We start from the raw sequence: 23,258 nt of genomic DNA on the forward strand, positions 1-23,258 counted from the left end.
TCTCTCTATTTATATGAGGACTACTAGTAACAAAAACAATCAATGGATATCAATTCCAGAATAGAACAACACTCCCATTTTGCGATATACAAACCTTTTGGATATCTAAGTCAGTTTGTAAATAACGGTCAAAAACAAAACAGTAAAAAACTATTAGGAGAGTTACATGATTTCCCAATTGGCACCATGGCCATAGGTAGACTTGACGAAAAATCTGAGGGTTTACTATTACTAACTACAGATGGTAAAGTATCCAACGACATCTGTAGTGGAAGTATTGAAAAGGAGTACTATGCCCAAGTCAATGGAGATATTACTGCTGAAGCAATCCAACAATTACAAAAAGGTGTGGAAATAGGTTTCAATGGCAAAAAGTACATTACAAAACCCTGCAAAGCTTTTAAAATATTGGATATCCCAAATTTCCCAGAACGTTCAAAAAAAATAAGAGATGATAGACATGGACCAACGAGTTGGGTAAGCATTACCCTTACTGAAGGAAAATTTAGACAAGTACGAAAAATGACGTCGGCTGTTGGGTTTCCTACGCTACGACTGGTGCGAACTCGAATTGGAAATATTTATCTGGAAGACATGGACGTGGGCGAAGTGAAACCAATGCAACATCTCCCCTCTAGTGTTTGAATACATAAACCACATCGCTCCTTAAAAATTAAGAAGCAACGTGGTCATCAAAACTATCGTAGCTTAAAGCAATGTGGCCAGTGATTGCTAGCCAAAGGATCTGCACACTCGCTATCCCCTCCGCTTATCTTTTTGATAGCATTGATATCCATAACTTGTTCTTTATTCAGAATTTTAAACTTTTTTAATTTTTCAATTTGATTCATAATTTTTAAAATTTCATTGTTAAATAAATAATTTAAAATTCCCGTCGACAGAAACATATGGATAAAAGTATATGGATTTCAAATGCTATCAAACCCTTACTTTCGCAATTTTATAAAATTGACTAGCTGAATACAAAAGGAGTTTATTGATGTAAAATACAAGTATATTGCATTCTAAAAGATGGTTATTAAGGCTGTTCAAACAGTAAGAACGAATAAACCAGCCTGTAGAAACATTGTTGTTTTGATGTAATAATTCAATAGAGTATAAAAACTAACAAAAACACTCCCGAAAATGCGCTTTAATCACATTTAACTGGGACCTTCTGATTTGTTTGTTTACCGTAAGAGATAAAGTGATTTTGGTAAACAAAGGCGTCATAAAATTGAAGCTAATCCAACCAACACAGGAATTCGTATTCTGAAATCGGTTTGACGCTTTGCCTTCTTCAATGGGATTAGGTTTGAATTCATCTGTATCCTCTAGAATTATTCCAGGAAAATGATCAGCATCCGGATCAAAAACTGTAATTGGAAAATTTAGCTCCTCGATGAGATGTAACATCACCCCTTCTAATTTTGGGAGTACTTCCTCTAATTTCTGCTCAAAAGGCTTATCTGCTTCTTTAAAATAGTTGGCAATATAGTGTGGGTCTTCTTCAGGGTTTGGGGGCATCGCAATGCTTACGGTCATCCCGGAAGAATAAAAAATCCTGAAATAGGTAGATGATGCTCCTGCTCCCGCCTCTCCACTCATGGGTAATTAACTTTTAATCGTTTAATAGACGTTGAAACTCTTCCAGATATTCCCCTAGATGATATCCATCCATTAATCCGTGATGTACATTTACTCCTATAGGTAAAATCATCTCGCCATGCTTCTTGGTATACTTTCCAAATGAAATTTTTGGAACACTATCCTTATATTGAAAATGTCGGGCATGCGTCAATCCGGTAAAATTATACCAGGGTATAGAGGAATAATGAATTGTATCCATTCTCTTGGTAGAATCTATATGCCGTAACCCTTTACTATTCTGTACTTCGGCAATCTCTAGTTTTGCCATTTCCACAAAACGATCAAAATCTTTAGTATACTCCAAAAATGAGAACCCAAACGTATGATCCTCTCGTCCAATTGTAGGAGACGCATGTATGACATCATAAACTACCGCTTGATTTTCTTCTATTCGATATCGAAAAGGTTCGATGGCATTTGCAGCCTGCAATGATTTATGTAAATAGAATAAAAAATAAGGATATCCAAAATCCTTGATCTTTTGATATCCTTTAGTAAAGTCAACTGTTGTTGTAATTCCGAAAAATGGCTCATCAAAACTATTAAAGAATTCAAAATGTTCTTTTCGGTTCCATTGGTCAAGATCGATTACCTTTTTCATTGGTTGTATTGGTTTTCAAAGGAATTCATTGTACGTTATTTCAGCGGATACTACTTAAGAAACAAACGTTACCACTACAATATTTCTAATAGCTCTGTGGCTCTTACAAAACTTCTAAAATTAGGGTGTTTTACTTCTTCATCTACCATTTCATGCACCCAAGTGGTGTGAAAAGGGATGTGAAAAGCATGCGCTCCAATATTGAGTACTGGTAAAATATCCGATTTTAAAGAATTTCCTACCATCAAAAACTCCTCTTCCTTTATATCCAGCTGTTTTACCAATTTACGATACTGTTTTTCTGTCTTATCAGATACAATTTCAATATGGTGGAAATGCTTTTCTAGGCCCGATTTAATCAGCTTGCGTTCCTGATCCAGTAAATCTCCTTTGGTAGCCATGACCAACTTATATTTTTTCGACAACTCCTCCAAAGTTCGATCAATACCATCGATTAGTTCTACAGGCTCCTGAAGCATTTTTTTCCCTTTGTTAATCAAAGCTTCCAACAAATCCGTATGCAGATTACCATCTGTTATTTTTATCGCAGCTTCTATAAGGGATAGCGTAAAAGGCTTGATCCCATAACCATACAACGGAAGGTTTTGCATTTCTACCTCAAAAAGTAGTTTATGCGCTTCTTTTCGTGGTAAATAAGCCTCTAAAAGATCACAAAACTCCTCTTCTGCACGTCTGAAAAAAGTCTCATTCACCCAAAGGGTATCATCAGCATCAAAAGCAATTACTTTTATGTTATGTAATGACATTTTTTCCTCTATTATCGTACTAGCTTTTTGTACTTGATTCGTTTTGGCATCAAATCTCCTCCTAGTCGTTTTTTCTTATTTTCTTCGTAGTCAGAGAAACTACCTTCAAAGAAATACACTTGAGAATCACCTTCAAAAGCTAAAATATGTGTACAAATTCTGTCTAAGAACCATCTATCGTGAGAGATCACTACGGCGCATCCTGCAAAGTTCTCCAAACCTTCTTCCAAAGCACGTAATGTATTCACATCAAGATCATTGGTAGGCTCATCTAGAAGCAACACATTACCTTCTTCTTTTAAGGTCATTGCCAAATGCAGACGGTTACGTTCTCCACCTGATAAGGCAGATACTTTCTTGTTTTGCTCGCTTCCACTAAAATTGAACCTACTTAAATACGCACGAGAATTTACTTGTCGCCCTCCCATCATCACCAATTCCTGCTCATCACTGAAGTTTTGCCAGATGGTTTTTTCGGGATCGATATTGCTATGCGATTGATCCACATAAGCTATTTTTGCAGTATCTCCAACGGTAAAGGTTCCTTTGTCTGCCTGCTCTTCGTTCATGATCATTTTAAAGATCGTTGTCTTTCCTGCACCATTTGGACCGATTATTCCAACAATACCAGCTTGCGGTAAATTGAAGTTAAGGTCTTCGTATAACAGTTTATCTCCAAAGGCTTTGCTTACTCCGTTAGCTTCAATAACATTGGTTCCTAATCGTGGACCATTTGGGATATATATCTCTAACTTTTCGTCGACCTGTTTTTGATCCTGGCTCATTAACTTATCGTAATTGCTAAGACGGGCCTTTTGTTTTGCTTGTCGTCCTTTTGGAGCCATGCGTACCCATTCTAACTCTCGTTCTAAAGTTTTTTGACGTTTAGACGCTTGTTTTTGTTCTTGTGCTAAGCGCTTAGCCTTTTGATCCAACCATGAAGAGTAATTTCCTTTCCAAGGGATTCCTTCTCCTCTATCCAATTCTAAGATCCAACCTGCAACATTATCCAAAAAGTAACGGTCGTGCGTTACTGCTATTACCGTACCTTTATACTGTTGTAAATGATGTTCTAACCAATGTACAGACTCTGCATCCAAGTGGTTGGTAGGCTCATCGAGTAATAATACGTCTGGTTCTTTCAGTAATAATCGACATAAGGCTACCCTTCTTCGTTCCCCTCCTGATAATACGCTGATCTTTTTGTCAGAATCTGGAGTACGTAGCGCATCCATCGCTATCTCTAACTTGGTGTCTAGCTCCCAGGCATTACTGGCATCGATCTGATCTTGCAACTTTGCCTGTTTATCCATCAACTCCTGCATCTTGTCTGCATCTTCATATACCTCTGGTAAGGCAAACATATCGTTGATCTTGTTGTACTCATCCAGTACAGCTACCGTCTCGGCCACACCTTCTTTTACTACCTCAAGTACGGTCTTTTCAGGATCTAGTTGCGGTTCTTGTTCTAGTAATCCTACGGTATATCCAGGAGCAAATACTACGTCTCCCTGATAGTTTTTGTCTACACCAGCAATAATCTTTAATAAAGTAGATTTACCAGAACCGTTAAGTCCCAGAATACCAATTTTGGCTCCGTAGAAAAAGCTGAGATAGATGTTTTTAAGTACTGGAGTATTCGCTGTTTTAAACGTTTTGGTTACCCCAGACATGGAGAAAATAACCTTTTTGTCGTCTGACATATGTCTTTAAATTAGTTTGATTAGATGATTTGAGTTCTGAAAGATTACACTCTTCCTTTTAGTGCATTAAACACCCATGCAATTGCAAAAAAACCAACACCAACAGCTGCAAATCCATATCCTGACACATCTCTATATCTGAAAGCTCCCAGTGCTATTAGTGATAGCCCAACTATGATCATTATAAAAGTTGCCCATGCAAGCACGGTGTTTTTATTCATTCCCATAAAATGTTATTTAGTACAATACGTTGTGTATTTATTAATAATCGAATAGCAAATATCGGTATTTTCTCTACAAAAAATAGTTTTTTAGGGTTCAGTTAAGATATTAAAAACAATTATCATCTGTTTTACAATCTATTAACGATTAACTTTTACATAAAAAACGAGTACAATTTGGCAATCATACTCGTTTGCTATCAAAACAAATTTAAACTAGATCGATTGATTATCCACTCTGGATTCTAACACGGATTCTATAGCGTTTGGAATATTTTCGAACAGATCATATCCTGTAAGACTTTCTATAGTCTTTACCGATGTTCTAAAACGTGTCCAGTCACTGCTAATTCCTTGATCGTTGGGTAGATTAATGGCAATGATTCGAGTAGATGTCGTTACTCTATTAATATCATTAGTACCATTAGGCAAAACTAATGCAACCTTCCAAAAAGAATCTGGCACAGTAATATTTCCATTATCTATTGTAGAAGCAAAACCATTACTCCCGGTTCCACCACTGCCAATCACTCCCGAAACAATATGGATCTCATTTCCAGCATTAATCAAGGTTCTCAGGTAATTTTCGAAATTGACCCAGGTTCTTCGGTTATTATCAGGAGCCTGCGGAGCTATATTGGTCATAAAATAAGTATTCTCATTAGAATCAGCACTCCCATTCCTATCCGCAGATGGACATATATGACCTCTATCAAATCCTGATCCAGTATAATCGCTGGTGGTTGCCCTGAAAAAATTACTAGGCAACGTTCGGTCTTGTTTAAAACAATTACATCTCGGGGTATTACCGGTCCAGGCGTTACTCAAATGCCAACTTACCCAGTTTGGAGTTCCTTTACTATTGTTATAAGAAAGTATAAAATCTGGTTTTGATAGATAGTAGTTGTTTGCAGATGATCCCGCATTAGATGGGTTACCAAAGGTAAGATTACTATCTCTTGAAGGTGTTCCCCCTCCTCCATTATCACCTCCTCCGGTAGATCCGGTAACAATTTCCACATTATCGATATTGATTCTGTTAGAACCACCACCAGTTTTGTAAATTCCGTATCGAACAGATTCGGTGTCATTTACTGTAAAAGTCACAGTATTTAATGTTGTGGATGTCGTATTGACCGTAGAACCCGCATAAAACCAAGAGGATCCATTGTCATAAGAAGCGATTAGTCTCCAGGAAGAATTACCATCGTTTCCGTACTTCGCATGACGTACCCTAATCGTCTGTGCGCCATTATCCATATTGAAAGACATTGTTATATATCCTCCATTACGGATGCGAACCGACTTAGAACCAAATTTCCTGTCATTAGATAAGGTCCCGATGAGTGCATCATTAAAATACCAGTTTCCAGACGAAGAAAGGTTAACGCTACCCCCGGCATAGCTCCCCTTGGAGCCAGATTCGTAAGTTTCTGTAAAACCCGAAGCTCTTTTACCAGTGAAATTATGTTCGTGTGGACCAATATTATCATAAAAGTGAGTCTCGGCTTTTAATTGCCCATTGATCACCAAAGGGATGGACTCTATTGGTTCGTAGATAGCTTCATCATCCGTGTTACAACCAACAACAAATAATACGAGTAAACTGAAAATAATAGAATGAATGTGTAAATGTCTCATAACTGAAAGTTATATTTTGGTTTATGAATACATCAAATTAATTCTAAGCACGTTATGAGATTGTTAACCAGATAGAAACAAATGTTATTTTTATCAACAGCTTATCAATATTTATGAGCAGATTACTACATCTACTGGTTAAACATTTCTAAATTAAGCAGGGATCCTTTATTAAATTGGTGTTTTTTGTATTTTCGTGCAAACAATACACACAAATGGATTTAAACTTCAATAAGAACGAAGATCACAATAAGTTACTGGTTTCAGAATTACGCCAAAGACTAGTTAAGGTGAAATTAGGAGGTGGTGAAAAACGCATCAAAAAATTACATGACAAGGGCAAAATGACCGCTCGAGAACGCATCGATTATCTTTTGGATAAAGATGCTAAATGTATCGAGATTGGTGCTTTTGCAGGAGATGATATGTACCAGGAACACGGAGGTTGTCCTAGTGGTGGTGTAGTGGTAAAAATAGGCTATGTCGCCGGCAAACAGTGTATCGTTGTAGCCAACGATGCTACGGTAAAAGCTGGAGCCTGGTTTCCGATAACAGGAAAGAAAAACTTAAGGGCGCAAGAGCTTTCTATAGAAAACAAATTACCGATTATCTATCTGGTAGACAGTGCTGGGGTGTATTTGCCGATGCAAGATGAAATTTTTCCGGATAAAGAACACTTTGGAAGAATCTTTCGCAATAATGCCGTAATGAGCAGTATGGGGATTACTCAGATCTCTGCTGTGATGGGAAGTTGTGTTGCCGGGGGAGCTTATTTGCCTATCATGAGTGATGAAGCTCTAATCGTCGACAAAACAGGAAGTATATTTCTTGCTGGTAGTTATTTGGTGAAAGCCGCTATAGGAGAAAGTATTGATAATGAAACGTTGGGTGGTGCCACCACGCATTGCGAAATCTCTGGAGTAACCGACTATAAAGCCAAAGATGATAAAGATGCTTTGGACACCATACGTAATGTGATGTCTAAAATTGGAGACTTCGAAAAAGCAGGTTTTAATCGTACTGAAGCAATAGCTCCAAAAGAAAATCAAGAAGATATTTACGGTATCCTTCCGAAGGCTAGAAATGAGCAATACGATATGATGGAAATCATTAATCGTTTGGTTGATGATTCTGATTTTGAAGAATATAAAGCGGGATACGGACAAACAATCATTACCGGATATGCCAGAATTGATGGTTGGGCTGTTGGTATTGTGGCCAATCAAAGAAAAATAGTAAAAAACAAAAAAGGCGAAATGCAATTTGGTGGAGTCATCTACTCGGATTCTGCTGATAAAGCCACTCGTTTTATTGCGAATTGTAACCAAAAGAAAATCCCACTAGTATTTTTACAGGATGTTACCGGATTTATGGTAGGTAGCAAAAGTGAACACGGAGGAATTATAAAAGATGGGGCCAAAATGGTAAATGCCGTAAGTAATAGTGTGGTTCCCAAATTCACCGTAGTTGTGGGGAACTCTTATGGAGCCGGTAATTACGCAATGTGCGGAAAAGCCTATGATCCAAGGTTGATTTGTGCCTGGCCAAGTGCAGAATTAGCCGTGATGGGTGGTGCTCAGGCAGCCAAAGTGTTACTGCAAATTGAAACTGCTTCGTTAAAGAGCAAAGGTGAAGCACTTTCTGAAGCCGATGAAAAAGCACTATTTAACAAAATTAAAGAACGTTATGACAAACAAACCTCCCCATATTATGCAGCAGCCCGTATATGGACAGATGCTATTATTGATCCATTAGAAACCAGAAATTGGATTTCTATAGGTATAGAAGCTGCCAACCACGCCCCTATCGAAAAGAAGTTTAACTTAGGGGTGATCCAGGTTTAAGTAGCATAATGAAAATAAAAATTGTAGTTCTATTTTTAGCTTTATATAGTTTTAATCAAATAGAAGCCCAGTCGGATGAAGGGTTAGTTCAGGAAATTGAGAACCATCTTAGTCGTTCCAAAGAATTGAGTCAAAAGAATATTGATAGTTCTCTATACTATTCGGACCAAGCACTAGAATTGGCCAAAAACATAGCTAATGACACCCTATTGGCAAAATCGAATTTGCAGAAAAGTAGCGTACTTATTCTGAAACGAAAGTTTAGTGAAGCAGATTCGCTATTACAACGTAATTTGGCCAAAAAACTACCAGAACATATAGCAGGTCAAACCCTGCATAATCTGGGTACCATCCAGTTTTATCAACAAGACTTTCAAAACGCTTTGGATATTTATCTAAAAGCTGCCAAAGTATTAGAAAATGCCAAGAGTAATAAACTATTGGTTAACACCTACTCCAATATTGGGTCCATAAATGCACATCTCAAAAATTACAAAAATGCTCAGGTATATCTCGAACGTGCATTGCCGTTAAGTGATTTTAATCAGATATTGAGATTGCAAATTTTGGTGAACCTAAATAATATCTATAGAGAACAAGGCTTACATTCAAAATTCGAAAGCACTGCATTTGAAGCCGAAGGCCTTGCAAAAGAATATAACGCACAAAGCATTCTGTCTGTTATCTATAATAACCTCACCACGTATTACAGCGATGATGTGCCTGATTTTGAAAAAGCAATTTTTTACGGCAAAAAGAGTCTTGCTTTAAAGAAAGCGATCAATAAAGCTACCGATCTAAGCATCAACTACAACAACATGGGAGATGCCTACCTTAAAAAAGGAGAGTATCGTCTAGCTATTCGCTATTTGGATAGCGCATTACCCACTGCCAAAGGCGTGCTAAAATCCTATGTTTTGAACAACCTTAAAGAAGCGTATACGGGATTAAATGATTTTAAATCTGCCATTAGATATGCTGACTTAAAGGACGAAATTAAGGATTCGATCACCAGTGCCCAACAAAGAGAAAAGGTTGCAGAGCTAACCGAACAGTTTGAGTCTGAAAAAAAGCAACAGCAGATTGATATTTTGGATACCAAAAATGAGCTTCAGGCCTTAACGATCAGACAGCAAAGAGGAATGCTCATTGTATTTGGGGTTATAGCTCTATTGATTCTAATCCTAGGGTATTTTGGATTCAAGAACTACAAGACTAAACAACAGCTGGACACGGTGTTACTGCAACAAAAGTTGAGAAAAACTCAATTAAATCCTCACTTTTTGTTTAATGCACTACAAAGTATTCAAAATTTTGTCTACCAAAATGATAAAGATAAATCCGGTTCGTATTTATCAAGTTATTCCAAATTGATACGGCTTGTCTTGGAGAATTCTGAAGATAATTTTACCAGCGTAGCTGATGATAAGTTAGCCCTAGAATCCTACCTCAAGCTCCAACAACTTACACACAACGAGTCTTTTACCTATCAGATAGAAATAGAAGAAAGTGTTGAAGAGGATTTTGATCAAGTCCCCTCTTTGATCACACAACCTTTTGTAGAAAATGCCATTTTACACGGTATCAAAGATGTTCCTGATGGCAAAGTGTCCATAAAATATTATAAAGAAAATGATCAATTGCATGTCGTAATTGCGGACAATGGAAAAGGAATATCTTCTAAAAAAGAGGCCTCAAAAAAATTACACAAGTCAATGAGTTCAGAGATTATCAAAGAACAACTCAAAAATTTGAACAAAGCTTCCAAAAATTTTAACGGGGACCTTACCATTAATTCTTCGTCTTCTGGGACAGAAGTAATTTTAACTTTTACTGCAGCTTAATAATCTATTGTATATTTAGGGTATGAATCAAAATATCAGCTGTTTTATTGTAGAAGATGATCCACAGGCTCTTGAGTACGCTACCTCCATTATACGAAAACATGAAGAAATAGAAATACTCGGAAATTCGGATACAATCGAGGAAGCTGCAAAATGGGTAAAAGAACTGCAACCGGATTTTTTGATTCTTGATGTGTTTTTGAGTGATGGTAATGCCTTTGAGTTCTTGGCCTTGTTTGAAACCATCAATTTTAAGATCATTTTTACCACCTCTTTTGCCAAATATGCGGTTGAAGCCTTCAAATTCAGTGCACTGGACTATTTGTTGAAACCCTATGAAGAAAATGATCTGATGAGGGCGTTAGAAAAGGTAAAACAAGACATGCATTCCAAAAATTACGAACTTCAACTGAAGACCTTGTTGCAGAATTTTTCGGATAACAAACCTCCTCAAAAAATTGTACTCAAAAACGCGGATACCATCAACGTGGTGCATACCGAGGATATTCTATATGCGAAGTCTGATAATAACTACACGACTTTCAAACTTAAAACAGGAAAGGAAATCTTGGTTTCTAAACCTTTAAAGTCATTTGACCAAAAACTAACTCCCTACAACTTTTTCAGAGTGCATCAAAGCTTCCTTATTAATTTGAGTTATGTTTCCGCATTTAATAAAAGAAACGAAGAAGTGGTTTTACAACAAGCCCATACGATCCCAGTTGCACAAAGCAGAAAGAAGTATTTGTTGGATTATATCAAAGGGCATTTGTAAAATTCTCACGTTTCTACTGCTATTTCTAAAATACTAAGGGCAAATTCTCATTGTACAACTTTTGTGTGTCATCATAGTGTACCTTAGTTCTTACGAACTAATGTATAAATAACAATTCTACAGCAATGACACGAATTATCATCACCGCACTCTCTATTTTTTTCTGATTTCTTGCGGAAAAAATAAGGAAAAAGAAGAACCAGGTTTACTAGATGTGATTGAAGGGGTTTCTGACCTAAATCAAATAGCGAAAGAAGCAGAAAAAATTGAAGAAGAAAATGATCAGCTCATAGCTGCTACGCCTATTTCTAATGAAAGCATGAAGAAAAATCTTCCGGAGACTATTTTGGGATATCCAAGAACCAAATTTTCGGTAGGTAATCAATTTATGCCAGATGTATCTATGGGAGAAGCCGAATATGAAAGTGAGAACGGAGCATTTATTTCACTTTCCATAATAGACGGAGCTGGAGAAACAGGAAGTGCGATGGTGACTTTGGCCAGACTTGGGTTTGCCAGAGATTTTGAAGAACAAACGGACAGAGGGTATCGCAAATCAACCACAATAAAAGGGTACAAAGCTGTTGAAGAAGTAGAAAAAGATCCCTATGACAACCGAGAAACTTCAAAAATAGACCTCATGGTGGGTAATCGCTTCTTAATTTCTCTAGAAGGTGATGCTTCTATAAAACAATTAAGAGAAGCTGTTGGGGAGATGGATCTTGATGCTTTTGAAAACCTAGCTGAATAATAACAAATCACACAAAATCAATTAATAAAAAAGTAATATGAAAAAAGTAATTAGGATACTTTCTGTGTTTTTGGTCATCAGTACATTTCAATCTTGCTATGTAGTAAAGAAGTCAGACCAATTTTTTGGTATTGAAACTTCTACTAAAAACACCTTATACCTTATCGATATATCAGGAAGTATGGAAGGTATAGATGAAGGATCAATCAAAGATCAGGTAATGCGAGAAGCTGGGAATAAAGCTGGGAGTGCCGTAAGCAACGCCATTGGAGGAAAAATAGGAAGTATTTTGGGAAAACAGGTAACCAAACAAGCTACCAAATTAGGAGCGGTAAAACGTAAACTAATCCCAGCAATCAAAGGACTTCCTGATGGTAAAAAGTTTGCCGTATTTGCTTACAACAATGATGTAACCAAACAATCCGTAGAACTTCGCTTAGCTAGCAATATGTCTAGAACTTCTGCTAATATTTTTGTGGAGAATCTCAAAGCCGGTGGTGGTACCAATACTGCAGGAGGTTTGGTAGAAGCAATTTCTACTCCTGGGGTACAGGAAATTGTATTGATGAGCGACGGTCTTCCAAATGGTGGTCCAGAAGCTGTTCTTGAAGAAATCAGAAAAGTCAACACCAATAACATCATCATTCATACCATAGCCTTTGGAGAAGATGCTGACCATAACTTCATGAGAACCTTGGCTCAAGAAAACAATGGAATCTTCATAACTTCAAAAATGTAGTACCAATGATCAGATTACAAAAAAACAAGGTATTTCTTTATGTTTTGGTATTCTTGGGAGGAATCATCATGTCCTTTGGACAAGAGTGTAATGCGGTGCCTTTTATGAAAAAAGGAGCTATACTCACCTATACCAATTATAACAAAAGAGGGAAAAAAGAAAGTACTACCAGTCATGAAACTATTTCAATTACTGGAGATGGCAATACAGTTTCTGCTATTATCAAAGCGACAGTCAGTGATGAGAAAGACAACAAAACGTTTGATACCGAGTATAAAGCCAACTGCGACAATGGACTATTCAGTTTGGATATGCTAAGGTTTTTCAATTTTGATAAACTTTCTGAGCATAATAAAAATAATCTCAGTATTAAAATCGACGGCGATGTTTTAGAATTTCCTGTTGGGATGCAACCCGGAGATGATCTTAACGACGGAAATATTTCAATAAAAGTGAATAGCGAAGCTTTTACCCTGGTCACAATGACTTTTGACGTGTTTAACCGAGAAATTGTTGGAGAAGAAACCATTACGACTCCAGCAGGAACCTACAAGTGTAAAAAAGTGACTTTTGATTTCACTTCCAAATTTGGAATTATTAATGTAAAAGGAACTGGTGTGGAGTGGTATTATAACGATGCGATGGTTGTCAAGTCTGAATCGTACAACAAAAAAGGAAAACTTATTGGATATCACGAGTTGACAGGGATTCAATAAAACATACATCTCAATTCAGAAAAATAACATATAATCTATAACAACAATTTATTATGATAGTTTGGTCAGGAAGAGGGTTTCTCTCGGTTTTAGTACTAGCCGTAGTACTTTTTGGATTAAGTAACATATTACCCAAAGAACAAAGCAATTTATCATTTGCTATTAGTCTGTTTATTGCTGCAATTTTTAGTTGGATCATAGGAAAGAAATGGAATGAATCCAATCAAAAAACAATGGTAGACAAAGAAAGTGGACAAGAAATAGTGATTAAGCCCAACCATAGTTTGTTTTGGATCAAAATGCAATATTGGGGTCCTATTTTTGGTATCCTAGGAATAATTATGTTGGTCAAACAGTTTTTATAAAAATCGAATTAGTACATAAACAATAAAAGTAATTTGGAATTAGAGGTTATAATCAATTCCTAATTCTAATCTAAGGGAAATCACCTCAATTCAGTCTTTAAATAGGCTGTTTTGAGGTTTTTTTGTGTCATATACAGTTGTGTCAATTTTATAAAATTGACAACACATTTCTTTAAAAACCAATGTTTTACACATAGTTTTACTCAAGTAACTTTAGCTAAAAGAACATCTAAATTATTAACTCATTAAACCAAAACCACATGAATCTTACTAAAGGAATCATTTTGTTTATTTGTGCTATCGCATTAATAAGTTGTCAAAAAGAAGATGATTTTACTCAATTCCAGGAAGTGAAATCAAACACAGATCAACACAAAATTTCGGCTAAAAACGGTAATAGAGAAGAAATCTGTATAGCTTATGGAATTCCAGTCGGATATAGAGTTATCGACCTGGTTTATAGACCATATTGCCCATCTCAAGGTCCAGGTTTTACTCCCAATACTGCTATTATTGAAAAAGAAAACCGCACTCCACGAATATTTAGAGCAGGAGCAGGATGCAATGATAATTATTGCATTTGGATTGTTGGTGAAAATTTTGAGCCCAATGCTTACATAGATATCCGAACAACCACAGGAGAAACAATTATCGGTACTTATAGAGGGGCAGATCGGCAAATAAACATTTCTCCAAATGGAGATGACACCATGTCTATTCGGTTACGAACCTCTTTTGAAAGGTCTGAATTTGCCAGTAGAGGTCTTAGAATATGGGTAGTCAATCCAGAAGCTAGAACCTGGGCAGATGGCAGAACAGTAACAAGACCTGGAAGCTCTGATCCCAATGATGGCTGCAACGGAGCAGGCTGTATAGATCCCTGAAAATTCAATACCAAAAAGAATCTATAAGAAAGTATCTTCCTCAAATTTGAAGGTACTCTCTTCTATCCACTCAAAGGCAGAACATAATAAATTTTAAAACTCAAAAAATGAAAAAAATATCAATCACATTAGTTATTATTCTTACCGCTGTATTCATTTCCTGTGAACAAGAGCAACCAGAAAATTTGGAGCAACCGCAACAAATCATAAAAGAGGATCTTGATCAAGAAGTCAATGGGAAATGGTTGACTTATTGCAATAGTTTTAAAGGGCGTGTTGATTTTAGGCTTGCTATCGACTTTTTCACAAGTATTCCTGGTGCGCCTACGGGAACCTTTATATTAGAAAATTGTCCTAACGGAGCCGGTTCTTGCTATCAAGTATTACAGAGAACCGTAAGAAACGGGGAAAATTTTAATTTTTACGTTTTAGGTGTTGATTTCAATGATACAGATACCTTCAGGGTAAAACTTTATCCACATGATACCAATCAAACTTCAACCAATTTTACCTTTATGTATCTAGGACCACAATTTGGTGTTGAAAGGAATTTAGGAGCGAGAAATGTTGTATCCGGACAAGCGGTTTATAACAATCTTAGTTTCGATTTCCCCGATCAATGTAATAGCAACCCGGGCAACATTTTAAATTAAAATCGATTATCATATCAATATGGAAACAAAGGCCCATATTAAATCTCTTTTCTATGGGTCTTTATTAAGGTTTTCAGTTAATCTACAAATAAAAAGCAATATGAATCATGAAAAACAATCTTCATCTTTTAAATTTTAAATCGATTACCAAATCAGAACAACTGTATATCAAAGGAGGGCATACTCATACCGACTGGACTTGTAACACTTCGGGGGACGACGTATACCAATATCTTCCTTCAGGTTGTCAAGGTTAAATCAGCCTATTTTCAGACAAAAAAATAACTCTTAAAAATGTATCATAATGATTAAAAACATCTTAAATCTTAACGGTGTGACCGTTCTAAAAAAAGGATCTCAAAAATCTATTAATGGTGGCTTTTTTGGGTGTCAACCCAGTCTTTTTGAGTGCAGATCCGATAGCGATTGCCCATGTGGGGGTCCTTGTGGGATAACTATCAATAATATTTTTGTTTCAGGGGTTTGTGCTTTTTAAATATATGCTTTAGCACTGCATATGTAATATCACGATCAAGTATAATTTGATAAAAAAACGGTAGTTCTTTTCAACTACCGTTTTTAAATATGTGGGATAATGATTATTTCGTTCTTTTTGGAATCGTAATCAACTCTGTTTGTCTTTCATTTACATATCTAAAACCATCCTTACCCCAGAATCCAGCTTCTTCTAGCATGATTCTAATATCCTTTTTCCATTCTGGAATAGTAACTGTTGTATTCAGTTCTATAGCATAAACAGTGTCTTCATACAATGGATAATCCCCTGTACCTGGAACTCCTCCTTGCGAATCCCACATGCCAATAGTTGGTCCAGAAGAATGTCCATAAAGCCCTAAAGGGTGCGTATAAATAGAGGGTTTCAACCCTTCTGCTCTCCCCTGTTCTAAGGATTGTAATAAAATTTCATTTCCGGTTTTTCCGGTCTTAAAATTAGAGGTCAAAATATCTTGTACTCGATTGCCATCTGCAAATGCTTTATTTAGAAAATCAGGAGGAGATGTTTCGTCATTCTTCAAAATGTACGCATGTTGCTGGCAGTCGGTATTGAGGCGTAAATAGGTAATTCCAAAGTCACAATGAATCAAATCTCCCATTCGGATTATTTTGTCTTTGGGTCGATCCGAAAATGATACGATATGACTCTGTAGGTCCTCTCCTGTTCGTTGAATATCTACCGTAGGATGAAACCAAGTTTGCAAACCGAGATCCGTTGCTTTTTGACGTAACCACCACACCACATCATCTGTTGTGGTTTCTCCAGGTTTGATTACTGAAGTGCTAAATGCTTCACCGATGATATCATGAGTGATTTTTACTAGCTCTTTATAAATTTCCATCTCTTGCGGTGTTCTGGTCTCAATCCAAGCAATAGCCAACTTCTCTGCGGAAGTAATTTTGGATTTAAACTCCTCTGGAAGTACTTGCATAAACTCTTCATAGTCTGTTTTTACTATTCCGTCTGCGATTCCAAAATCTTTTGAATAATTAATTCCGATGGATTTCGGGTTTCTTTTGGAAATAATATCTACGAGCGCTTTCCATTGATCAGGTTGCCGTTCTTTGTCCCAGGCAGAGTCTATATTTTTACCAACATTATATCGGGCAACCGCCAGTTTTTCGATAGTATTTTTAGATTGATCTCTGTAGAAAACCAAAATTGTTCTCCGTCTTGCATTCAACCAGGTTGACGGCAACATCGTTTTAAGCACTGGATCTTCGTTATATTCTCTGGAAATCAGAATCCACATATCCAGTCCAGTTCGATCCATTAATTTAGGTAACAAATCATTAAATCTGGTTTCCAAGATCATATCAATAACTGCAGCTCGCTCCCGTTGAGGAAGAATTTGCGCCTGCATTGCTGTGGAAATAATAAGTAAGCCAGTGAGAAGAATCTTTTTCATAAGTGAGAAGAGGAAAATAGGGTTTAATTAGTAGAACGAATGTATTACAAAAAAGAGACACCTGCAACAAAGCAAAGTGCCTCCTTATGAATTAGCCAACACTAACTCCTAGTTTTATAAATCAACATAACTCGACATTAAACGAACAAATTCTGATCGGTATCCTTCTTTATCCTCATTTTTATTACTTTTTGCAAGAGAAATAATATCTTCAACTTTTTGATTTTTAATGTATTTAGAATTTCTAAGCTTCATTCCAAACCAGGCTACGGAAGCTGCAAAGTTGAAATCATGAGTTACTTCATGGTTTTCTGTGTCCACTACATGTACCATTTCTATGCTCTTATTTTTGCTAGGTTTTTTATACCTAAATTTTACCGTTAACAATTCGTTTCCAAAACCAGTTTTCACATTAGTTCTAGTGTATTTTAAATTTGGAATATCCACAATAAACTCACTTTTCACTCCAACAGGTATGATTTCGTATAATGCAGTAACCGTATGCCCACTCCCTAGCTCTCCTGCATCCTTGGTATCATCCACAAAATCTTCGTCATTTAACAATCGATTCTCATAACCAATAAGACGATACGCTTTTACTTTAGAAGGATTAAATTCTACCTGAATCTTGACGTCTTTTGCAATAGTATATAGTGTACCTCCAAATTCCTTGACCAAAACTCTTTGCGCTTCTTGCATAGTGTCAATGTATGCATGATTTCCATTACCTTTATCGGCCAATGTTTCCAGTTTACTGTCTTTATAATTCCCCATTCCAAAACCTAGACATGTTAAGAACACTCCTGATTTACGTTTTTCTTCGATCAATCTTTTCATATCCTTATCAGAACTCATCCCTACATTAAAATCCCCATCTGTAGCAAGTATTACTCTATTATTACCTTCTTTAATAAAATTCTTTTGAGCAATTTTGTAGGCCAAAGCTATCCCTTCTCCTCCAGCGGTTGCTCCTCCCGATTCCAGACGATCAAGAGCATTAGTGATTTTGGTTTTATGGGCTCCAGACGTAGGTTCCAAAACGAGTCCTGCAGCACCTGCATATACCACAATTGAGACTTTATCCTTTTCTCTTAATTCTTTTACCAATAGTGAAAATGCCTTTTTAAGTAGTGGTAACTTATTTTCACTACCCATCGAACCCGATACATCGATCAAGAAAACCAAATTAGATGCAGGTATTTCACTTTTAGGCACTTCCTTTCCTTTTAAACCAATCTTTACAAGTTGAGTATTGTGATTCCAAGGAGTTTGTCCGTATTCGGTATGTATCGCCATTGGATGCTCTCCGGTAGGCTGGGCATAATCGTAATCAAAGTAATTAATCATTTCTTCGACTTTTACAGCATCTTGAGGAACTTGAGTTCCGTTATTTATCATTCTACGTATATTACTATACGAAGCCTTATCTACATCTATTGAAAAAGTGGATAGCGGTGATGTTTGTACATGCTTAAAAGTATTTTCTTCAATTTCTGTATAGGATTCATTATCTTCTATTTTAAACTTTCCAGTATGCGTTGTTACTACAACTACGCCGTTATTAGCCTTTGCACCATAAATCGATGAAGCACTCTTACCTTTAAGAACATTGATACTCTTTATTTTGGAAGGATCCATTGCTTGAATACCAACCATATCTTTTTTACTCATCACTACTCCATCTACAACAAATAATGGTTGTTCATTACTATCAACACTACTTGTTCCTCTTATGATAACATTACCGTTTCCTCGTGATTTCTGATTTCTCCTCGAAACCACTACTCCAGCTGCTCTACCTTGTAAAGCTCTTGTCTTTCTTCTACGTTTGGATTTTCTTATTGAAGAAGCAGTTATAGTAGAAACGCTATACCCTAAAACGTGTTTTTGTCTTTTTGCTGCATATCCTGTGACCACTACCTCTTCTAACTCGCTAGCTGATACTTCAAGAGTCACATCAAGCGTACCTGAAGTAATTACCTGTATTTCTTTGGTCACATATCCTACATAAGAAAACACTAATGTATCTCCTTTATTCACTAAGATATTATACACCCCATCAAAATCTGTATGTATTCCTTTGGTTGTCCCTTTGATAATGACACTTGCAGCAGGCAACGGTACATTTTGGTTGTCAGTAACTGTTCCTGTTACATTCAGTTGTTGTGCTTGAGTATATCCAATACTTAAAATAAAACACATAAAAAACCCTAATAATTTCATAGTTGATCCTTTTAGATTATGACCTGAAATTATAGGTTGTTAGGATTGAAGACAATCAACAATGAGGGAAACCTAATTTTGAATGAGGGAAATAACGAGTCTAGAGGTTACGAGCTGGAACTCATCACCAATTCTAGTGTCTGGGTACGTTGTACTTTTCCATTTTCGGTTTCGATAAACTGAGGGAAGAAATAGATATCTTTAGGGTGTTCGTATTTGCTAAGGGTATCCAAATCATTGATAGCTTCTTGAATACTTAGGTAGGCTATTTCCTCAAAATCTCTTTCTATAATGAGTACCAATTTATCCCCAAGTACATCATCCGGCATTCCTGCAATAAAAAAACGATGCCCGATCAAAAGTTGAAGTTTGGTCTCGATCTCTTCGGGATAGAGTTTTACGCCTCCACTATTAATCACATTATCATAGCGTCCTTTCCAAACAAATTTCTTGTAGGTTTTAAGATCTACTACATCGTTGGTTACTAGAGTCTCACTATATAATTGAGGAGCTTTAATAACCAAACAATTACGATCATCAAGATTTAAGGTAATGTTGGGTAAAGCCTTGAAGTAATTTGCCTCTTTTTTATCTTTTTTCTTCGGATTGATCCTTCTGGCAGCAATATGGGATACGGTTTCTGTCATCCCGTAGGTTTCGTAAATTTTGGTCTTGACTCCTTGGGTAAGTTCTTTCAAGTTTTCTGAAACCGGACCACCACCTACAATGAGTTTTTTAATAAGATGCAATCTATTTAAGGAGTTATCGAGTTGCAAAGGAACCATGGCACAAAAATCATACTGCTTGTAAACGGTATCCAAAGGATTTGTTTTTGGAGGTACCAAATCAATTTTCCATCCTAATACCATAGCACGTACCAACATCATTTTGCCGGCTATATAGTTTGCAGATAAACAAAGTAGTGCTGTACTTCCTTCTTCTACCTTAAAAAATTTACCCGTTGCTTTAGCGCTATTGATCATATGTTGTTTTAGGACCTTAATTTTTTTAGGTTTTCCCGTAGACCCAGATGTTTGTACAACAATATGATCTTTTTCATTTAACCAATCCAACAAAAAACTACCTGCCTCCTGTTCATAAACTTCTCCTTCTTTTATGAAGGCATACGCAAGTCGCATCAACTCATCCCTATCCGGGTTGCGTTTATTGATCGAAAACTTTTCGTGTATTTGGGGGGTAGAAAATGTATTCCTTGATTCCATAGTCAAATTTCAATTTTCTGCCATATCCAAAGGTTATGTGTACGTAAAGAGTAGATTAATCTTTTGTTACCTCTTGCGCAATAGGGGTTACATCTACCTCTCCAAGAAGTTTACCTTTCCAATCGGTCCATTTATACTTTTTAGAAAGTATCAACAGAAACAATGGGAAAATTACAAAAACAGGAATTAATATTTGGTATCCTGTCCCGGGATCAGAGATATCAATCAAAATAGAGTCTGTTTGTAACGCTGTCCAATCTGCTGTGACCAACAAAACCGTTATCAAATTATTCGCAGCATGAAATCCTAATGCCAACTCCATTCCTTCGTCCATTAAGGTGATGATCCCTAAAAACAATCCCGTACCTATATAGTATACCATAATGATAGGGCCTAAAGTTCCTACTTCGGGGTTAGCGGCGTGCAACAATCCAAAAGTAATTGAAGTGAAGACTAAGGCAACCCATCTCTTTTTTGAAGCCAAACCAACACCTTGCATCAAATATCCTCTAAACATATACTCTTCAAAACTAGTCTGAATAGGAACCAAGATTATTGCCAATATCAATAATTTAATGAAGGATGTTGCTTCAAAATTTAGTTGATAATCTTCTGGAGAAAAATAATAATCAGCTCCTGTTGAAATGATAATAAAAGAGGCCATCAAACCGAATACAAAAAATATTCTTTTCCAATCCACTTTTTTTCTGGATGTAGTAAGTGATAGAATGGACTGTTGATGCACAAACTTGACCCAAAGTAATAACCCAACCAAAAAGATCACAAAAGGAATCATTAACTGAAGAAACAACCCTGTTTTCCCTACCATCTCAATTTGCTGTTTAATCACTGTATCCGAGTCAATATCCATCAATAGAGTGACCAAATAATTAAGCCCCATAAGTCCGAAAAAACCTAGCGGCAGAGGGAGATATTTCCACATCCCCAAATTTCCTTTTTTTCCTTGTTCTATATACATATTTAATGATTCTCATTTAGGTATTCTACTACCCATTCGATATTCTTTTCGTATTTCAATTCTCCATCTGCTACCCGCAGTGGAGCTTCAAAATTATTAGTAAACAAACTTCCGGTTCCTAGTCCTTGAGGCATTGTACTCTTCAAAGTAAAGGTATACTGTGCAATAGCATTGAGACCAATATTACTCTCCAAAGCACTTGTGATCCACCAACCTATCCCTAAACTTTCTGCTATTTGGATCCACTCATTCGTTCCTTTAAACCCACCTATTAAACTTGGTTTTAGAATAATATATTGTGGTTGTATAGTTTGTAGTAATTTTTGCTTTTCCGTTACATCAAAAACTCCGATTAATTCTTCATCCAGAGCTATGGGTAAAGGAGTGGTTTTACATAACCGCTTCATTTCCTCATATTGGCCCTGTCGGATAGGCTGTTCGATACTGTGTAATTCTAATGCGGAAAGACGTTCTAATTTATTCATAGCTTCCTCTGGAGAGAAGGCTCCGTTGGCATCTACACGCAATTCAATAACATCTGGAGTGTATTTCGATCTTATAAAAGATAACAACTCCAACTCTGTTTCAAAATCTATGGCCCCGATTTTCATCTTAATGCAATCAAAACCTGTATGCAGTTTTTCATTAATTTGAGTTTCCATAAACTCTTTATCGCCCATCCAGATCAAACCATTGATTGGAATATTTTGTCTTCCCTCTGTAAAATCCGAAGGAAACAATAAAAATGGGTGTTCACTTTCTAAAGATGCGAATGCTATTTCCAACCCAAATTGTATACTCGGAAACTCGCGTATCTCTTCTAGTAATTGATCTAATCCCAAGTGGATGTTATCGCAAACCCATTTCAATTTGTCCTCATAGTCTGGACGATCATCAATACTTAATGTTCTAAGGATACCACACTCTCCTATTCCCTTTTTATTGTTATCAGAAAGGATAATAAACCAGGTTTCTTTTTGCTTTAAGACTCCTCGAGAAGTACCACTAGGTCTCTTAAAGTCTAAAATATATTTGTGATACGTTGCTTTCATTTATAAATCAATACTAGCTCCTATCTCCAACAACATTAGGTCCTTGTTTTTATCAAAAAACTTGCGTTTCGCTTCTTCATGATCGATCTCAATATATCCAAAGGTATCATAGTGCACCCCCAAGACCTTATCACATTCAACAAACTCACTAGCAAGAATGGCATCCTCTACTCCCATTGTAAAATTATCGCCAATAGGTAAAATCGCTAGATCCAGGGTATGAGACATTGGGATCAACTTCATATCCATGGTTAATGCCGTATCTCCGGCAATATAAATGGTTTTATGCTCTCCTTCTATAATGAAACCTCCTGGTTGTCCTCCATAAGTGCCATCAGCAAAACTGCTGGTGTGTATAGCGTTTACGTACTTTACTTTACCAAAATCAAAACTCCAGCTGCCGCCATGATTCATAGGATGTACTTCAATTCCTTTTGCTTGATAGTACATCGCAATCTCGTAATTAGAAACAATAGTTGCTTCATTTTGCCTAGCTATTGCTTCGGCGTCCAAAACATGATCTTGATGTGCGTGTGTGAGTAAAATATAATCTGCCTTGATTGTGGTGATATCAATCTCATCTTTTGTCAAAGGATTACCAGTAATAAAAGGATCTACCAAGACATTGATATCTTCAACTTCTATCAATAGTGTATTATGACCGTAAAAGGTAATTTTCATGAGTATGCATTTTTGATGATT

The 23,258-nt window shown here is 36.5% G+C and carries 24 protein-coding genes; 11 read left to right on the forward strand and 13 right to left on the reverse strand.

Features of this window, described 5'->3' with window-relative positions:
• The first annotated feature begins 42 nt into the window (after window positions 1-42).
• Window positions 43-645, forward strand: coding sequence for a pseudouridine synthase (locus AC0L3Q_RS13650; RefSeq protein ID WP_473280078.1), 603 nt, complete (start codon window positions 43-45; stop codon window positions 643-645).
• 53 nt (window positions 646-698) lie between these two features.
• Here AC0L3Q_RS13650 and AC0L3Q_RS13655 read toward each other — a convergent pair whose 3' ends face one another.
• From AC0L3Q_RS13655 to AC0L3Q_RS13685, 7 genes are all read right to left on the reverse strand, one after another.
• The gene (locus AC0L3Q_RS13655; protein WP_473280080.1) at window positions 699-851 is read right to left on the reverse strand and encodes a hypothetical protein; all 153 of its coding nucleotides are present in this window, start codon (window positions 849-851) and stop codon (window positions 699-701) included.
• Between the two features lie 274 nt (window positions 852-1,125).
• Window positions 1,126-1,608 (reverse strand): hypothetical protein, encoded by a 483-nt coding sequence (locus AC0L3Q_RS13660; protein WP_473280082.1) that lies wholly within the window; start codon window positions 1,606-1,608, stop codon window positions 1,126-1,128.
• Between the two features lie 13 nt (window positions 1,609-1,621).
• Window positions 1,622-2,251 carry a CatA-like O-acetyltransferase gene (locus AC0L3Q_RS13665; RefSeq protein WP_473280084.1) on the reverse strand — a complete coding sequence of 210 codons (630 nt, stop codon included), beginning with the start codon at window positions 2,249-2,251 and terminating at the stop codon, window positions 1,622-1,624.
• Between the two features lie 74 nt (window positions 2,252-2,325).
• Window positions 2,326-3,018 (reverse strand): HAD family hydrolase, encoded by a 693-nt coding sequence (locus AC0L3Q_RS13670; protein ID WP_473280086.1) that lies wholly within the window; start codon window positions 3,016-3,018, stop codon window positions 2,326-2,328.
• Window positions 3,019-3,029: 11 nt separating this feature from the next.
• Window positions 3,030-4,721, reverse strand: coding sequence for an energy-dependent translational throttle protein EttA (gene ettA / locus AC0L3Q_RS13675; RefSeq protein WP_073314006.1), 1,692 nt, complete (start codon window positions 4,719-4,721; stop codon window positions 3,030-3,032).
• A 44-nt stretch (window positions 4,722-4,765) separates the two neighbouring features.
• Window positions 4,766-4,948: a CAL67264 family membrane protein gene (locus AC0L3Q_RS13680; protein WP_073314008.1), complete on the reverse strand. Its 183-nt coding sequence runs from the start codon at window positions 4,946-4,948 to the stop codon at window positions 4,766-4,768.
• 210 nt (window positions 4,949-5,158) lie between these two features.
• The gene (locus AC0L3Q_RS13685; RefSeq protein ID WP_473280088.1) at window positions 5,159-6,583 is read right to left on the reverse strand and encodes a DNA/RNA non-specific endonuclease; all 1,425 of its coding nucleotides are present in this window, start codon (window positions 6,581-6,583) and stop codon (window positions 5,159-5,161) included.
• A 215-nt stretch (window positions 6,584-6,798) separates the two neighbouring features.
• Between AC0L3Q_RS13685 and AC0L3Q_RS13690 the strand changes: the two genes are divergently transcribed.
• The 10 genes from AC0L3Q_RS13690 to AC0L3Q_RS13735 all read left to right on the forward strand — a co-directional run bounded on the left by AC0L3Q_RS13690 (window position 6,799) and on the right by AC0L3Q_RS13735 (window position 15,411).
• Window positions 6,799-8,427: an acyl-CoA carboxylase subunit beta gene (locus tag AC0L3Q_RS13690; RefSeq protein WP_473280090.1), complete on the forward strand. Its 1,629-nt coding sequence runs from the start codon at window positions 6,799-6,801 to the stop codon at window positions 8,425-8,427.
• Window positions 8,428-8,435: 8 nt separating this feature from the next.
• Window positions 8,436-10,271, forward strand: coding sequence for a tetratricopeptide repeat-containing sensor histidine kinase (locus AC0L3Q_RS13695; protein ID WP_473280092.1), 1,836 nt, complete (start codon window positions 8,436-8,438; stop codon window positions 10,269-10,271).
• A gap of 22 nt (window positions 10,272-10,293) precedes the next feature.
• Window positions 10,294-11,046, forward strand: a complete 753-nt coding sequence (locus tag AC0L3Q_RS13700; RefSeq protein WP_473280094.1) for a LytR/AlgR family response regulator transcription factor — start codon at window positions 10,294-10,296, stop codon at window positions 11,044-11,046.
• Window positions 11,047-11,260: 214 nt separating this feature from the next.
• The gene (locus tag AC0L3Q_RS13705; RefSeq protein ID WP_473280096.1) at window positions 11,261-11,797 is read left to right on the forward strand and encodes a hypothetical protein; all 537 of its coding nucleotides are present in this window, start codon (window positions 11,261-11,263) and stop codon (window positions 11,795-11,797) included.
• Window positions 11,798-11,834: 37 nt separating this feature from the next.
• The gene (locus tag AC0L3Q_RS13710; protein ID WP_473280098.1) at window positions 11,835-12,536 is read left to right on the forward strand and encodes a VWA domain-containing protein; all 702 of its coding nucleotides are present in this window, start codon (window positions 11,835-11,837) and stop codon (window positions 12,534-12,536) included.
• Window positions 12,537-12,541: 5 nt separating this feature from the next.
• On the forward strand, window positions 12,542-13,252 hold the full coding sequence (locus AC0L3Q_RS13715; protein WP_473280100.1) for a TapB family protein: 711 nt from the start codon (window positions 12,542-12,544) through the stop codon (window positions 13,250-13,252).
• A gap of 53 nt (window positions 13,253-13,305) precedes the next feature.
• Window positions 13,306-13,617 carry a hypothetical protein gene (locus AC0L3Q_RS13720; protein ID WP_473280102.1) on the forward strand — a complete coding sequence of 104 codons (312 nt, stop codon included), beginning with the start codon at window positions 13,306-13,308 and terminating at the stop codon, window positions 13,615-13,617.
• 260 nt (window positions 13,618-13,877) lie between these two features.
• Entirely contained in the window at window positions 13,878-14,501 is a 624-nt protein-coding gene (locus tag AC0L3Q_RS13725) for a hypothetical protein (RefSeq protein ID WP_473280104.1), read from the forward strand.
• A gap of 107 nt (window positions 14,502-14,608) precedes the next feature.
• On the forward strand, window positions 14,609-15,154 hold the full coding sequence (locus AC0L3Q_RS13730) for a hypothetical protein (RefSeq protein ID WP_473280106.1): 546 nt from the start codon (window positions 14,609-14,611) through the stop codon (window positions 15,152-15,154).
• A 107-nt stretch (window positions 15,155-15,261) separates the two neighbouring features.
• Window positions 15,262-15,411 (forward strand): hypothetical protein, encoded by a 150-nt coding sequence (locus AC0L3Q_RS13735; RefSeq protein ID WP_473280108.1) that lies wholly within the window; start codon window positions 15,262-15,264, stop codon window positions 15,409-15,411.
• A gap of 342 nt (window positions 15,412-15,753) precedes the next feature.
• On the opposite strand, the gene AC0L3Q_RS13740 is transcribed toward AC0L3Q_RS13735, so the two are convergent.
• From AC0L3Q_RS13740 to AC0L3Q_RS13765, 6 genes are all read right to left on the reverse strand, one after another.
• On the reverse strand, window positions 15,754-17,079 hold the full coding sequence (locus AC0L3Q_RS13740; protein WP_473280110.1) for a M24 family metallopeptidase: 1,326 nt from the start codon (window positions 17,077-17,079) through the stop codon (window positions 15,754-15,756).
• A gap of 114 nt (window positions 17,080-17,193) precedes the next feature.
• Window positions 17,194-19,302 (reverse strand): vWA domain-containing protein, encoded by a 2,109-nt coding sequence (locus tag AC0L3Q_RS13745; RefSeq protein ID WP_473280112.1) that lies wholly within the window; start codon window positions 19,300-19,302, stop codon window positions 17,194-17,196.
• Between the two features lie 107 nt (window positions 19,303-19,409).
• Entirely contained in the window at window positions 19,410-20,525 is a 1,116-nt protein-coding gene (locus AC0L3Q_RS13750) for an AMP-binding protein (RefSeq protein ID WP_473280114.1), read from the reverse strand.
• Window positions 20,526-20,580: 55 nt separating this feature from the next.
• Entirely contained in the window at window positions 20,581-21,504 is a 924-nt protein-coding gene (locus tag AC0L3Q_RS13755) for a CPBP family intramembrane glutamic endopeptidase (protein ID WP_073314043.1), read from the reverse strand.
• Between the two features lie 2 nt (window positions 21,505-21,506).
• Window positions 21,507-22,556: an o-succinylbenzoate synthase gene (locus tag AC0L3Q_RS13760; protein WP_473280116.1), complete on the reverse strand. Its 1,050-nt coding sequence runs from the start codon at window positions 22,554-22,556 to the stop codon at window positions 21,507-21,509.
• Window positions 22,557-23,237, reverse strand: coding sequence for a metal-dependent hydrolase (locus tag AC0L3Q_RS13765; protein ID WP_473280118.1), 681 nt, complete (start codon window positions 23,235-23,237; stop codon window positions 22,557-22,559).
• Between the last annotated feature and the right edge of the window lie 21 nt (window positions 23,238-23,258).

It is taken from the genome of Aquimarina sp. KJ22-3 (genome assembly GCF_055808215.1).